Raw genomic sequence first — 14,881 nt, forward strand, 5'->3', positions numbered from 1 at the left:
CGGTCATCGTCACGGCTCGAAACATCGAAAGGTCATGGGCTTGAAGCTGATGTCGGTCACAGGTCGACGCTGTTCGGCAGGATCACCAGATCGCGGATGGTCACGTTGCGCGGCCTGGTCAGCATGAAGAGGACGGCATCCGCCACCTCTTTCGGCATCATCAGGCTGCCGTTGACGAGCGCCTCCTCCATCTTGGCCCTCGGCCAGTCGTCGACCCTTCCTCGTCAACCAACCTCGTCGATTGTGTATCGTCGCTCAATCGAAGAAGCATCAATTGCCACTTTCGCTTCTTGATGTCGAGGTGGTTCTGAAAGAAGTGATTCGTGGATGAGGACGACCGGCAAAGAAGAAGATGATGATGTTTCACAAACGTCCACCGCCCTTCGGCCTGCTTCAGCGGGAGCAAATATCCATTCACGCTCGCCGGCTGAGTTCACTCACTGGAACCGCTTGATCTGGTCGGCGCCGGCCGGCGCAAGGCCCATCTCCTCAAGCAAGCGCCGGACGGCGCCGGCTGCTATGATTTCTCGAGGTGGAGAGCCTCGCTGCAACGGCGAGCGGAAAGTCCACCCCATGCCTTACAGAAGGGGAGAAGTCGTCCGTGATAGACAGTGCCGAAGGACTGCCCGAGACATTCTGTTGACTTTTGTCAGCAATAATGAATAATGTCAAAATCAATTCATGAAAGGCCACCATGCCCATCCGTGCCGCTGATCAGATCATCCACAAGGCCGCCTGGCTCTACTACGCCCATGGCCTGCGCCAGGACGAAGTCGCCCAGAAGCTCGAGATCTCCCGCGCCTCAATTGCAATGTATCTGCGGCGCGCGCGAGAGATGGGCATCGTGACGATCACCACCTCGTCGGAACTCTTCTCCAACGACGTTCTGGCCCGAGAACTCGAGGACGCGACGGGACTGACGTCCGTCTGGATCGTGCCGGAGGACCGGCAGGCGCTCGATCCCGCAGCGGAGATGCCGGTGGTGGCGGCGTCGGTCTTTCTGGAACTCATCAACAAAGGTGACCGGATCGGCGTGGCATGGGGCCGCACCGTCTATCATATCGCCGATGTCATGCCGTTCGCGGACCTTCGGGGTGTCACCGTCGTGCAGCTTTGCGGCAATCTTGGTGCACCCTATTCCTATCGCCCCGACCAGTGCACGACGGAAATTGCCCGTCGCCTGAATGCCGAAGGCATCAACCTCTATGCACCTCTGGTTCTCTCTTCGGAACGGCTGGCTGATGAACTGCGCGCCGAGCCGGTCATCCGCGAGCAACTGGCAACCATTTCGGACTGCCAGTTGGCCCTCTACTCAGTCGGAGGAATCGAAGACGACAGCCATCTCGTGAAGTGCGGTGCACTTTCTCCGGAGGACATGCATGGGTTGGGGCAAATGGGCGCCGCTGGCGTCATCGCCGGACAACTGATCGACCGCGATGGCAATTGGATGGATTGCCAGCACAACCGCCGCTGCATATCCGCCGACCTCGATTCCATTCGCGCGATCAAGAAGCGCATGCTGGTCGTGCAGGAAGAGAACAAGTTCGAGCCGCTGGTGGCTGCGTTGAAAGGCAGCTTCGCTTCGCATCTCGTCGTCACCGAATCGATGGGACGGCGGCTCCTCGATCGCTGGAGCCGAGAAGGGCTCGGCAAGGGTGGCTCGGGCGTCGCCTGAGCACTGACGTTTGGCCCGCCAATACCGGCCGGGCCGGCTTATTGGGAGGCAATACACGATGGAAAATCTCTGGCGCGACGACGAGGCGGAAAACGTCGTTGCCGGCTATGCGGCAAAAGGCGTCAACCGCGATCTTGCGCTGCGCACTTACACGACGCGGCTCTTGGGGGGCGAACCGAGACTCGTCCTGCATGGCGGCGGAAACACCTCCGTCAAGACGGAGATGACGGACCTGGTCGGCGATACGCATGCGGTCCTCTGCGTGAAAGGCAGCGGATGGGACATGGGCACCGTCGAGCCGCCGGGACTGCCCGCCGTGAAAATTGCCCCTCTCTTGAAGAGCCGCACGCTTCCGAAGCTTTCAGACGAGGACATGGTGACGCTACTGCGCGCCAATCTCATCGATCCCAGCGCCCCGAACCCTTCGGTAGAGGCGTTGTTGCATGCCTTCTTGCCCCACAAATTCGTCGACCACACGCACTCCGCCGCCATTCTCGCCATTGCCGATCAGCCGAACAGCCGGGAAATGTGCGCAGAGCTCTTCGGCCGGAAGATGGGCTTCGTGCCCTATATCATGCCGGGCTTTGCGCTCGCCAAAGCGGCAGCCGAGGTCTACGACGCGGACCCCACCGTCGAAGGGCTGATCCTCGACAAGCATGGCATATTCACCCTCGGCGAGACGGCCAAGGAAGCTTACGACCGGATGATCCATTACGTCACGCTTGCGGAAGAGCACGTGAGGAAGAATGGCCGCAATCCGTTCACGCCGGCCGCCTTGCCCTCCTCTCTCGCAAGTCCTGAAGACATTTCTCCGATGCTGCGCGGCGCCGTCGCCGTCAACAGAGGTGAAGGCCGCTTCGACCGGATGATCAGCGTGTTTCGAACCTCTCCGGCGATCCTCGACTTCGTCAATGCGGCAGAAGTCAGGGATATGGCGGCCCGCGGCGTGTCTACACCCGACCTTTCGATCCGCATCAAGACGGGGCCGATGGTGCTGTCGGCGCCGGCGAAAGACGACCTTGCCGGCTACCGCGCCGTGATCGACCATCACGTCGCCGCCTTCGTTGCGGACTACACCGCGTATTTCTCCAGCAACGACGCCCGCGACGACGTCAAGCGCGTCATGCTCGATCCGATGCCGCGCCTGACACTCGTGCCGGGCCTCGGCATGTTCGGCCATGGGCGGACCTACAAGGACGCCACGATCGCCGTCGACGTTGGCGAAATGTGGATCGAGGCCGCGCGAGACGCGGAATCGATCGGCCGCTTCGAACCGGTGAGCCGTCCCGACCTCTTCGATCTCGAATACTGGTCGCTCGAGCAGGCCAAGCTCGCCGGTGCAAAACCGAAGCCGTTCACCGGCCAGATCGTGCTCGTCACCGGCGGTGCGGGGGCCATCGGCGCGGCGGTCGTCAAGGCCTTTGTGGCCGAGGGCGCACATGCGGTCGTGCTCGACCTCGACGGCGAGAAGGCGGCAGCGGTGGCAAAGAGTGCCGGCAACAATTCGATCGGTCTCGCCTGCGACATCACCGATCCAGCCTCCGTACGCTCCGCCTTCGACAGGACAGTCGCGACCTTCGGCGGCGTCGACATCGTCGTGTCCAATGCCGGCGCGGCCTGGGAAAGCCCGATCGCCACGATGGACGATGCCTTGCTACGCAAGAGCTTCGAGCTGAACTTCTTCGCTCACCAGACCGTGGCGCAGAATGCCGTGCGCATCATGAAGGCGCAGAAGACCGGTGGCGTCTTGCTCTTCAACGCTTCCAAGCAGGCGGTAAATCCTGGCGCAAAATTCGGTGCCTACGGCCTGCCGAAAGCAGCGACGCTGTTCCTGTCCCGCCAGTACGCGTTGGAACACGGCGCCGACCATATCCGCGTCAATGCCGTCAACGCCGACCGTATCCGCTCGGGCCTGCTCAATGATGAGATGATTGCCAACCGCTCGGCGTCGCGTGGCGTCTCCGTCAAGGAATACATGGCCGGCAACCTGCTCGGCCTCGAAGTGACGGCCGAGGATGTGGCGCGCGCTTTCGTGCACCATGCGCTCGCCGAACGAACCACCGCCGACGTCACGACTGTCGACGGCGGCAATATCGCAGCCGCGATGCGTTGAGCGTCCTGACCCCGGGATCGGAGCGGGTATAGAACTGCTCCGACCCCGGGGCCAACCGGGCAAGAACCCCTTGATCGGACTATGGCCTGAAGACGAGACCGACCACAGACACGAAACCACCCAGGTGGAGCGTCGCCTCGGCCGGTCCCTATCAGGTGATGATGACGGACGCTCACGACGACGTCCCGCCAGCCTCAGGGGCGAGCGGGATTCACACATCTCCGCTGTTGCGACGGCCGTCGGATCTTCGAGGCGTACAGTCAGACCGTACGGTAACGGGACGCCTCGCGCGCTCTACCCCTCTCAGATCCCGGCGTTGAATTCTTCCATGGACGCATGGGGCTGGCCCGCTCGAAATTCCTCCAGGTCACCATGGGTGAGAACACGGCTCTTCCGGTCGTCCCGATGAAGGGACCTCTCGGGGCACAGTGACAAAGAAAGGGGCGGCCCGTCGGACCGCCCCTTCTCTTTCCTTTGACGCGAAATCAGGGCTTCGGCATCCAGGCCGGCATGGCGACGTCGGCATGGGCGAACTGCGGCAGCTTCACGCCGAGTTCTTCCATGTTCTTGATGTCCTGGTCGTTCAGATCCTTCTGGGTGATCAGGGTCGGCGGCACGATGACCTGATGGCCGGGATCCTCGCCGGCGAGAAGCATGGCGAGCGCGCGGACGGAAACCTGACCGACAACGGCCGGATTCGTAGCTGCGGTCGCTGCCCACGCAGAGCCCGGCTCGCGCATGGCGGCAATGTCCGAAGTCGAGATGTCGGCCGAATAGATCTTTACGCTGGAAGAGAGACCTGCCTCGTCGACCGCGATCTTCACGCCCTTGGCGAATTCGTCATAGGGCGCAAACATCACGGTGATGTCCGGATTTGCCGAAATCACCGAACGGGCCTGATTGGCTACGGAATTGGCGATCGGATTGTCCATGGTACCGAACTGCGCGGCTTCGTTGATGCCGGGGTACTTCGCCTTGAAGGCCTTCCAGGTCTCGTCGCGGCGGTCGAGCGGCGCGATGCCGGCAACATAGACATATCCGGCCTTGAAGCTTTCGCCGTTGTCTTTGATCGCCTGTTCGAGGGCGAGGCGGGCAAGGTCGCGGTCGGACTGCTCGATCTGCGGAATCTTCTCGTTTTCGACGTTGACGTCGAAGGCGACGACCTTGATACCCGCGTCAACCGCGCGCTGCGCAGCTTCCTTCATCGATTCCGTCAGACCGTGCTGGATGATGATCCCCTGCACGCCGAGGGCAATCGCCTGATCGACCATGTCCGCCTGGAGCGCTGCATCCTGGCGGCTGTCGAGGACCTGCAACTGCACGCCCAGCGCCTTGGCCTGCGCTTCGACGCCGGCGAGGTACGACTGGAAGAAGTCACCGGTCGAAAGATATCGCACCAGTGCGATCTTAACGTCGCTGGGCTTGTCGAAGGGCTTCGGCATATCGGCAGCCAGGGACGGTACCGCGAATGCCGCCGCCCCCAACAGCCCGAGCGTCCATTTGCCCAGAGTTCTCCTATTGATGTTCATTTCAGTCTCCTCCACTGGTGAACTTTGGTTATCCGGCGGCGGATGCCGCCGTCAGCGTTTGCCTCTCTTCGAGAGTGCAAAGGTGAAGATCAGGGCGACGACGAGAACCGCGCCCTTGACGAAATCCTGTGTGTAGTAAGGGGCATTCATCATCGTCAGGCCCTGCAGGAGGATGCCGACGAAGAGGGCGCCGACGGCCGTTCCGAAGGCGTTCGGCTTGGCGGCTCCGAGAACGGCGAAACCGATCAATGCGGCCGCCACGGCATCGAGCAGCAGATTGTTGCCGGAGGCGATGTCACCGCGACCGAGACGCGCCGCGAGCAGGATGCCGCCGACAGAAGCGAAGACGCCGGAGATGATATAGGCCGAAATCTTGTAGGCATTGACCGGCGCACCAGCGAGGCCGGCAGCGCGCTCGTTCGACCCGACGGCATACATCATGCGGCCGAAGCGCGTGTACTCGAGGAAGAACCAGATTGCGATCGCGAGTACGACCAGCACCACGACCGAAACCGGCATGAGATTGGGCAGGACAAGGTCGAAGCGATGCCGCCCGAGCGCCAGAAATGCGGGACTGAAGGACCCCGTCGCGACTGATCCGTCCGGCAGGGTCATGCCGGCCGCGATCGAGCGACCTTCGGTCGGGATGCGCTGCAGGCCGAGCAGCAGGAACATCATGCCGAGCGTCGCCAACAGGTCCGGTACGCGCATATAGACGATGATGATACCATTGACCAAGCCAACCAATACGCCGATCGCAAGGCAGACGAGTGTCGCCGTAGCGGCATCACCACCCATGACCACCATCACATAGGAAGACGCCATCATCGCTGTGGTGGCGACCGAGCCGATCGACAGATCGAAACCGCCCACGACGAGTGTTGCCGTCACTCCGAGCGCGAGAATGCCGGTGATCGATACCGATTGCAGAATGAAGACGGCGCTCTGCGGCGAGGCAAAACCGCCGGTAACCAGCGAGAAATAGAGGACCATCCCGGCGAGAAGGACGAGAAAGCCGTATTTGATCGCCGTTTCCCTGAAGCCGGGCGCAGTCGGAAGAACGTGGGCTGAAGCCGCAGGTTTGCTCTGTTCGTTGCTCATGATGTACTGACCTGTTGATGGAATTGACCGGCGATCTCCGAGAGCAAGCGCTCGACATCGATGTCGGCGTTGCGATGCTCGCCAACGATGGTCTGCTCCGACATCACAAGGATGCGGTCCGCGACCTCGAAGACTTCATCGAGTTCGGTCAGAAAGAGAATCGTGGCACGCCCGGCGGCCGAAGCACGCAGCTTTGCGCCGACATCCCGACGGGCCGCGATGTCGACCCCCTGGAAGGGCTCGTCGAGAATGAGGAGGCGCGATGGTTCCGAGAGCCAGCGCCCGACCATCACCTTTTGCTGGTTGCCGCCGGACAGCGTCTGCATCTCGTCGCGTTCGCTGCGACACACGACCCCGAGTGATGCGATCTGAGCCCGCGCCTTGGCCCGTTCGGCCCGGCGGCTTGATATACCGAAGGAGGAAAGCCTGCGCAGGAAGGGCAGACTGATGTTCTCGTAGATGTTGAAGTCGGGCACGATGCCGCTTTCCGCCCGGTCCTTGGCAACGAGAAACACCCCCCGGGCAATCGCCTGGCCGGTACTTCTCGGCGCGTAGCGCGTACCGTCGAGCATCATTTCACCCGCGGCCGGGGCTCGTGCGCCAAACAGCGTCTCCGCAAGCGCCGTCTTGCCGACGCCGACAAGACCGGTGACTGCGACGATCTCGCCGTCGCCTACCTCGAAGTCGAAGGGGCGCGACTGTTCGGAAAGCTTCAGGCCGCGGACGTTGAAAATAGACGCCCCCCGTTCCTGCACCGTCACCGCACCTGCCGAGACTTTACGTCCGAGCATGGCATTGACCGCTCCCTCGTAATCGAGGTCCGGCCCCTCGAAGCGGCCGGCGATACGACCATCCCTCAGCGACACAATGCTGTCGGCCAGTCGGCGGATATCCGACATGCGATGGGAAATATAGAGGATCGCGACCCCGTGAGCCTTCAGCCGCTCAACGAGACTGAAGAGACGCTCGGCTTCAGCAGTCGACAGCGACGATGTCGGCTCATCGAGGATCAGCACCTTCGGTTCATGCGCCATGGCGCGAGCGATTGCGACCATCTGGCGGTCGGCAAGCGTGAGGTCGTTGATGTTTGCCGCAAGGTCTATGGTCAGCCCCATGCGAGAAGCTACCTCGGCAGCCTCGCGTCGCACGCGGCGCGGATTGAACAGAAGTCTGGCCCCTCGTCCGTTCAGCCGATCAAGTGTCAGATTGGTCGCAACGTCGAGATCGGCGACAACGCCGTCATTGATGTTCTGATGCACGGTGACGACGCCTGCCCGTATAGCCTCGGCGGGCGCCGAGGGCTCGAAGGGGCTACCCGCCAGCGTGATCTTGCCTGCGTCCTTCGTATAGACGCCGCTCAGGATACGCACCAGCGTTGATTTCCCGGCGCCGTTGGCGCCCATCAAGACCGTCACGGCACTGGCCTTGAGGCCGAGCTCCACCCCCCGAAGGACCGGTACGGCCCCGAAGGACTTGTGCACGCCCTCAACGCGAAACACTACCTGTTCGCTCATTGTCTCCTCCCAATGGCGGCAAGTTAGGATAGGTTGTAATCAAATGTCAAGGCTATTGACATTTGACAGAGCGACGTCTTAGCTGGGGCCACATCGCGGCACGGCGACGTGCAATGAAGCGGCGTCGTGCGCAGGAGGAGGACGATATGAACAAGCAAAGCTTCGAGGCGCTGAGCGCGGGGACGTTGCCGCATCGACTTGGCAGCAACGCTGTTTTGAAGGAAAAGATCGGGGACGATTTCACACGATGGAGTGTGCGGGAAGTCGGCGACGGCAACCTCAATCTCGTCTTCATCGTCACCGGCGCAAAGGGAGCTGCGATCGTCAAGCAGGCGCTGCCCTATGTGCGCCTCGTCGGCGAGAGCTGGCCGTTGCCGTTGAAGCGCTCCTTCTTCGAATACCACGCGCTCGTGCGTCAAGGTGCCCGCGATCCTGGCATGGTGCCGGAGATCTTCTTCTTCGATGCCGGCCAGGCGATCATCGTCATGGAGTACCTGACGCCCCACGTCATTCTGCGCCGCGCACTGATCGATGGCCGGCAATTGCCCAAGATCGGCCGCGACCTCGGCCTCTTCGTCGCTCGAACCCTCTTCCGCGGCTCGGACCTTTGCATGGTGACGCGCGACAAGAAGACCGATATGGCGCTCTTCGCCGACAATATCGAGCTATGCGACATCACGGAAAACCTCGTGTTCTCCGATCCCTATTTCGAGGCGGAGATGAACCGCCACACCTCGCCGCAGCTCGACCCTCTCGTGGCGGAGCTTCGCGCCGATCGCGACCTGAAGGTCGAAGCGCAACGGCTGAAGCATCTCTTTTCCGCCAAGGCCGAAACGCTCTGCCACGGCGACCTGCATACCGGTTCGATCATGGTCACCGACGATGAAACCCGGGTCATCGACCCGGAATTCGCCTTCTACGGACCGATCAGCTTCGACATCGGCATGCTGCTCGCCAACTTCTGGATGAGCTATTTCTCGCAAACCGGTCACGAGTCCGCGCCCGGCGCGCGCGATGCGATGCGTACCTACCTGCTCGACACCATCGAGACGATCTGGGAAACGTTCCGCGTTGAATTCGCGAACCTTTGGCGAAGCGAGCGCGAGGGTATCCTCTACCAGGCAAGCCTATTCGAAAACCGCGGCGACCCGCTCGGCGCCGAACAGGCGCTGAACATCGTCCTCAATGAGATTTATCACGAGATGCTGGGCTTTGCCGGCATCGAAATCCACCGCCGCATTCTCGGCCTTGCGCACAATGCCGACTTCGAGTCGATCACCGATCCCGGCCGTCGTGCCACCTGCGAAAGCAAAGCGCTGAAACTCGGGCGCCATCTCGCCGTGAACCGGCATCGCATCCCCAGCCTCAAGGACATCCGCGCCACGGCGGAGCGGCTTCAGAAGGAGACACTCGCGTGAAAGTCGGAGAACGACACTACCATACGATCTGGCTCAACGATGATGGTCGCACCGTCGATATCATCGACCAACGCTGGTTGCCGCATGAATTCCGTGTTGTGACGCTCGAGACGGTTGCCGACGTCGCCGTCGCAATCCGCGACATGTGGGTGCGCGGGGCCCCTCTCATCGGCGTCGCCGCCGCCTATGGCGTGGCCATCGCCATGGCAAAGGATCCGTCTGACACGCATCTCGATGCCGTCTGGGAAGAGCTGAACGAAACACGCCCGACGGCGATCAACCTGCGCTGGGCGTTGAACGCGATGCGCGATCACCTGCGCCCCCTCGCAGAGGACGACCGCGTCGAAGCCGCCTACAGGCGCGCTACGGAAATCGCGGAGGAGGATGTCGCGCTCAATCGCGCGATCGGCGCGAACGGACTGAACGTCATCCGAGACATCGCGGCAACGAAGAAGCCGGGTGAGCCGGTACGCATCCTCACCCACTGCAATGCCGGCTGGCTTGCGACCGTTGACTACGGCACCGCGACGGCGCCGATCTACATGGCCGTCGAGGAAGGCATTCCTGTCCACGTCTACGTTGACGAGACACGCCCACGTAACCAGGGCGCCTATCTGACCGCGTGGGAAATGAACGGCCACGGCGTGCCCCACACGCTGATCGTGGACAATGCCGGCGGGCATCTGATGCAACACGGCGATGTCGACATGGTGATTGTCGGTACCGACCGCACCACGGCCAACGGCGACGTCTGCAACAAGATCGGCACCTATCTGAAGGCGCTCGCGGCGCGCGACAACGGCGTTCCCTTCTACGTGGCACTCCCCTCGCCCACGATCGACTGGACGGTTCATGACGGGGTCAAGGAAATCCCGATCGAGGAACGAACCGGCGACGAGGTGAGCTTCGTCCAGGGGCGCGCATCCGACGGCACGATAGCAAGCGTGCGCATTTCGCCGGAGGGCAGCCCCGCCGCCAACCCGGCCTTCGACGTCACGCCGGCGCGCCTGATAACCGGCCTCATCACGGAACGCGGCATTGCCACCCCTTCCCCGGAAGGCCTGAAGGCGCTTTTCCCCGAACGGAGCTGAGATGATGACCCTCTCAAACCAGAAGACTACCGAGGACGTAGCGCTCGGCATCCGTCGGCGCGTCTTCTTTCACACCATGAAGAACAACGGCGGCTACCTCAGCCAGGCCTGTTCGGCCGCGGAAAGTCTGGCGCTGCTTTACAACGAACTCCTGACGCTCGGCGAACCCACGCTGCCGAAGGTTCCGCTGCCCTTCCGCGGTGTGCCCTCGGCCCAGAACCCCGATGCCTTCACTGGAGCCGGCTATCACGGTCCGTTCGGGCCGCATTTCGATCGCTTCTTCATTTCGCCTGCCCACTATGCGCTCGTCATCTATTCCGCATTGATCGAGATGGGTCGGATGGATGAACACGCGCTCGACCACTTCAACAAGGACGGGGGCTCGGTCGAGATGATTGGAGCCGAACACAGCCCCGGCATGGAAGTGACCACCGGCTCGCTGGCGCAGGGCCTCTCAATGGCCGCCGGTGTCGCTTGGGCGCGCCTCAGAAAGGACGAACCGGGCAAGGTCTGGGTCTATATGTCGGACGGCGAATTCCAGGAGGGGCAGACCTGGGAATGCCTGGCATCCATGGCCTATCACCGGATCGACAACATCCGCGTCGTCGTGGACGTGAACCGGCAGCAATGCGACGGCGCCATGTCCTCCGTGCTCGATCTCGGCGATCTCGCCGCCAGAGTGGGCGCTTTCGGCGTCACCTGCCGGTCGGTCGACGGACACGATCTCGAGGCGTTGCGCAATGCCGCGGCGAGCGCGGAAGCGGGCAAGCCACTCATTATCCTCGCCAATACCTCGCCCTATCAGGGCATGAACTTCCTGAAGAAGCGCTTTCCTCGCCTGCACTACGTGCGGTTCAAGACTACAGAGGAGCGGTTGGAGATGCAGGCAGCGCTCGCAGCAGAACTCGGCGTCGACATGAACGCAGCGGAAAGGGCCTGAACATGGTCGAAATCGTCAATCGTCCCTATGCAAAGGCTTTCGAGACGTTCGCCACGGCGCGGCCCGAAGTGCTCTGCCTCTCGGCCGATCTCACCTCCTCCTGCGAGGTCGACGGCTTCCGTGATCGACATCCGGACCAGTTTCTTTCGCTCGGCATGGCCGAGCAGAACATGCTCTCCTTCGCCGGCGGCCTCGCCATGCAGGGATACCGGCCGTTCATCCACACGTTCTCGGTGTTCCTCTATCGCCGGCCCTACGATCAGCTGATCAACTCGATCGCCTATTCCAACCGCAAGGTGAGGCTGATGGGCTTCCTGCCCGGCATCACCACGCCCGGCGGGATCACCCATCAGGCGATCGAGGATATCGCGGTTCTTCGCGCAGTGCCGAACATGACCATCCTCGAAACGGGGGATGCGACGGAGGTGGAAACGGTGCTCGAGGTTGCCGACGCCGTCGACGGCCCTGTCTATGTGCGCGTCCTGCGTGGTGAGGTACCACGGCTCTTCTCCACGCCCTTCGAGTTCAACAAATTACGCGTCCTCTCGGAAGGCGACGATATTCTCGTCGTCTCCTCCGGTGTCTGTACGGAGGAAGCCCTGCGGGCCGTCCAGCCCCTGAAGGAACGCGGCATTGGCCTCATGCACCTCCATGCTTCGACGCTGAAACCTTTCGATCGCGACGGCCTGCTGAAAGCGGCGCGCGGCAAGAAGGGTGTCGTCACGTTGGAGAACCACACGATCGTTGGCGGCCTCGGCTCGCTGGTGGCCGAAATCCTCGCGGAGGAGGGGCTCGGCATCAAGCTAAAACGTCTCGGCCTCAACGACACCTTCGCCCACGGCGCCTCAAAGCCTTACCTCATGAAGAAGTACGGGCTCGACGCCGGGGCGCTCGTTACCGCGGTCGGAGAACTGCTCGGTACGTCGCTTGAGATCGGCGAGGACGAGTTGGCGGAAATCCGCCTCGACCACGTCCATTCGGCCCAGAAAGCGGAGGCACTCTGATGGCTCCGCGCTTTACCGTCACCTATTTCGTCCGCGCTGCCGACGCGGCAGAGGCGAAGGCGCGCGCCCTCGACATCGCGCTCGAACAGACGGTCGAAATCCCGCGCGACGCGGTTCCGAAGGGTTATGTCGAAGATGAAATCCTGGGCAGGCTGGAAAACCTGGAGCAAGACCCAGCCGGACGGCCGGGCTATCTTGCGGCCATCTCCTATTCCGAGGACGATGTCGGCAACGATTTTCTACAGTTCCTCAACATTGTTTTCGGCAACAGCTCGATCAAGCCCGGCCTGAAGGTCGAGGATATCGGCCTCTCTCCCGGCATTCTTGACCTCTGCAAAGGACCGCGCCACGGCATCGCCGGGCTGCGTAGCCGGGCGGGAATTGGCGACAGCCCACTTTTGATGTCGGCGATCAAGCCGGTGGGGCTGTCGACAACGGCACTCGCCCGGCTCGCCCATGACTTCGCGCTCGGCGGAATGCATTACGTGAAGGATGACCATGGCCTCGTCGACCAGAGGACGTCGCCATTCGAAGAGCGGCTGAGGGCCTGTGTCGACGCCGTCGGCGAAGCCAACGCCAAACGTGGCGGCAGGACAAGTTATGTGCCCAACGTCACAGGTCCGGCGACGGCGGTCATCGAGCGAGCAAAGCAGGCGCAGGAAGCCGGTGCCGGCGCGGTTATGATCGCCCCCGCCCTCACCGGCTATGATGTCGTGCGTACACTTGCCGCCGATCCGGACTTTACACTTCCCATCATCTCGCATCCCGCCTTTTCCGGCGCGAATGTCGTCTCACCGGATTGCGGCTTCTCGCACCGGACCTTCTTCGGCACCCTGCACCGGCTGATGGGCGCGGATGCTGTTATCTACCCGAATTTCGGCGGCCGGTTCGGCTTCACCCGAGAAGAATGCCTGTCAATTGCCCGCGTCTGCGCGGCAGATATCGGCGGGCCGAAAACCATCGTCGCAGCTCCGGGCGGGGGCATGACCTTCGCCCGTCTGCCGGAAATGCGGGCGGCCTATGGCAACGACGTCATGTACCTGATCGGCGGCGCACTTCTTCAAGAGCCCGATCTCGTCGAGGCCTGCCGCCGTTTCATCGAGGCCGCGCGTGGCGCAGGCTCAGCCCGCGATAGCACGGATTCGGTAGGCGGAAGTTCCGTGCCCGGCACCGTTACCGGGTAGCGTCTGCAAAGGCGTTCTGCCGCGGGCGGCGGGCGCCGAACCACCCGACCTCCTGCCCCGTTGTCGCAACGCCGGGTATTGCCTCGACCGTCACGCCCCTTTGCCGCAACCAGCCGGCCTGCGCCGCCTCACGAACCGGGTCCACCACATCCGAAGAGCAGAGCCGCACGACCCGTTTTCCTGCGAGCACGCGGTCGACGAGGCCGGCATCCGAAATCCCGCAGTCGGCCGCATCCAGTGGATGGATCTCAGCGAACGGCGTTCTCGTCAATCACAAGGATGGTCAGGTCAGGATGCGACATCCCCTATTGACGGTGCATCGCAGCAATCCTGACGAGTGGGTTCTTGCCGCGGCACCAGCTGGACGGGCCGGCATCCCGCCACTACTCCGGTATGTTGAAGGAGCGGCGGAAATAGGAGCGCACCGCCTCCATCGCCGGCGTGAACTCGGCATTCCGGCGCCAGGCAAGCCCGACATCCATCGAGGGGATCGGATCCTTGAGCGCGATCGTCTCGATGCGACGTCCTTCCAGCGACCAGGGGCGGTGAACCATGTCCGACAGGATCGCGACGCCTTGTCCGTTGGCGACCAGCGAGCGCACCGCCTCGACGGAAGAGGTTCGAAGCGTGATCCTCGGCAGATAGGGCGTCTGGCTCCAGTAGCGCAGCGAGGTGTGGGACGCCTCGTCGACGGTCAGCATGATATAGTTCTCCTCCGCCACTTCCTTGAACCCGATGCTTTCCTGCTCGAGCAGACGATGACGAGCCGAGACCCAGAGCCGGCGCTGCGAACTCAGGAGTTTCTCCGTCGCCAGTTCCGGGTTGAGGATGTTGGACGTCAGCATCACCGCCAGATCGTAACGATTGGTCAGGAGCCCCTCTTCTACGGATTCACGGTTGAGCTCGAAGAGCTGGATCTCGATCCCCGGAAACTGCCGCCGCATGCGCTCGATGTGAAAGGGCAGGAAGTAGCCGATGACGGTGTAGGTGGCGGCAATCGTGAGCGTGCCCTTGACCTCCGCGGATACCAGATTGAGCTGCGTCGCCTCGTCGATCTTCTGCAGGATCTCGTAGGCCTGCGAAAGAAAGCGCCGGCCGGCGACCGTCAGATCCATGCCGTGGGGCGTGCGGTCGAAGAGGCTCGCACCGACCGTCTCCTCGAGATCCTTGATCGCGGTCGTCACAGCCGATTGGGAAATTGCAAGGTTCACCGCGGCCTGCGAGACCTGACCGGATTCGGCGGTGGCGACGAAATAGCGAATTTGACGAAGGCTCAGCGGCATCGGACATCCATATGATCTGAATCCACGAT

At 62.3% G+C, this 14,881-nt stretch carries 12 protein-coding genes and 1 pseudogene; 7 read left to right on the forward strand and 6 right to left on the reverse strand.

The window, feature by feature from the left end; genetic code table 11:
• Positions 1-56 precede the first annotated feature (56 nt).
• Positions 57-215, reverse strand: a pseudogene (locus DFR48_RS12135) (glucose dehydrogenase); the annotation flags it as partial.
• 479 nt (positions 216-694) lie between these two features.
• Here DFR48_RS12135 and DFR48_RS12140 point away from each other — a divergent pair.
• Together DFR48_RS12140 and DFR48_RS12145 are read left to right on the forward strand one after the other, a co-directional pair.
• On the forward strand, positions 695-1,675 hold the full coding sequence (locus tag DFR48_RS12140) for a sugar-binding transcriptional regulator (protein WP_114363415.1): 981 nt from the start codon (positions 695-697) through the stop codon (positions 1,673-1,675).
• A 58-nt stretch (positions 1,676-1,733) separates the two neighbouring features.
• Positions 1,734-3,788 carry a bifunctional aldolase/short-chain dehydrogenase gene (locus tag DFR48_RS12145; protein WP_114363416.1) on the forward strand — a complete coding sequence of 685 codons (2,055 nt, stop codon included), beginning with the start codon at positions 1,734-1,736 and terminating at the stop codon, positions 3,786-3,788.
• 485 nt (positions 3,789-4,273) lie between these two features.
• Here the strand turns inward: DFR48_RS12145 and DFR48_RS12150 are convergent, their stop codons facing one another.
• From DFR48_RS12150 to DFR48_RS12160, 3 genes are read right to left on the reverse strand one after another with little or no spacing between them, the layout of a single operon-like run.
• Positions 4,274-5,317, reverse strand: coding sequence for a substrate-binding domain-containing protein (locus tag DFR48_RS12150; RefSeq protein ID WP_114363417.1), 1,044 nt, complete (start codon positions 5,315-5,317; stop codon positions 4,274-4,276).
• A 51-nt stretch (positions 5,318-5,368) separates the two neighbouring features.
• A complete protein-coding gene (locus tag DFR48_RS12155; RefSeq protein WP_114363418.1) occupies positions 5,369-6,418 on the reverse strand; it encodes an ABC transporter permease in 1,050 nt (349 codons plus the stop codon).
• A complete protein-coding gene (locus tag DFR48_RS12160; RefSeq protein ID WP_114363419.1) occupies positions 6,415-7,932 on the reverse strand; it encodes a sugar ABC transporter ATP-binding protein in 1,518 nt (505 codons plus the stop codon). Before DFR48_RS12160 ends, DFR48_RS12155 begins: the two co-directional genes overlap by 4 nt.
• A 146-nt stretch (positions 7,933-8,078) precedes the next feature.
• Between DFR48_RS12160 and mtnK the strand changes: the two genes are divergently transcribed.
• Genes mtnK through DFR48_RS12185 form a run of 5 tightly spaced genes read left to right on the forward strand, consistent with a single transcriptional unit; the run spans position 8,079 to position 13,569 of the window.
• The gene (gene mtnK, locus DFR48_RS12165; protein ID WP_114363420.1) at positions 8,079-9,350 is read left to right on the forward strand and encodes an S-methyl-5-thioribose kinase; all 1,272 of its coding nucleotides are present in this window, start codon (positions 8,079-8,081) and stop codon (positions 9,348-9,350) included.
• Complete coding sequence (mtnA, locus tag DFR48_RS12170) at positions 9,347-10,441, forward strand: S-methyl-5-thioribose-1-phosphate isomerase (protein WP_114363421.1); 1,095 nt, start codon at positions 9,347-9,349, stop codon at positions 10,439-10,441. The genes mtnK and mtnA overlap by 4 nt, the downstream gene beginning before the upstream one ends.
• A 4-nt stretch (positions 10,442-10,445) precedes the next feature.
• Positions 10,446-11,381: a transketolase gene (locus DFR48_RS12175; RefSeq protein ID WP_114363564.1), complete on the forward strand. Its 936-nt coding sequence runs from the start codon at positions 10,446-10,448 to the stop codon at positions 11,379-11,381.
• A gap of 2 nt (positions 11,382-11,383) precedes the next feature.
• A complete protein-coding gene (locus DFR48_RS12180) occupies positions 11,384-12,385 on the forward strand; it encodes a transketolase family protein (RefSeq protein WP_114363422.1) in 1,002 nt (333 codons plus the stop codon).
• Positions 12,385-13,569, forward strand: coding sequence for a RuBisCO large subunit C-terminal-like domain-containing protein (locus DFR48_RS12185; RefSeq protein WP_114363423.1), 1,185 nt, complete (start codon positions 12,385-12,387; stop codon positions 13,567-13,569). The genes DFR48_RS12180 and DFR48_RS12185 overlap by 1 nt, the downstream gene beginning before the upstream one ends.
• Here the strand turns inward: DFR48_RS12185 and DFR48_RS12190 are convergent.
• Both DFR48_RS12190 and DFR48_RS12195 read right to left on the reverse strand, forming a co-directional pair.
• Entirely contained in the window at positions 13,559-13,840 is a 282-nt protein-coding gene (locus DFR48_RS12190) for a hypothetical protein (RefSeq protein WP_114363424.1), read from the reverse strand. The genes DFR48_RS12185 and DFR48_RS12190 overlap by 11 nt on opposite strands.
• A gap of 112 nt (positions 13,841-13,952) precedes the next feature.
• The gene (locus DFR48_RS12195) at positions 13,953-14,852 is read right to left on the reverse strand and encodes a LysR family transcriptional regulator (protein WP_114363425.1); all 900 of its coding nucleotides are present in this window, start codon (positions 14,850-14,852) and stop codon (positions 13,953-13,955) included.
• Between the last annotated feature and the right edge of the window lie 29 nt (positions 14,853-14,881).

This window comes from Ciceribacter lividus (assembly GCF_003337715.1).
Taxonomy (GTDB): Bacteria; Pseudomonadota; Alphaproteobacteria; order Rhizobiales; family Rhizobiaceae; genus Allorhizobium; species Allorhizobium lividum.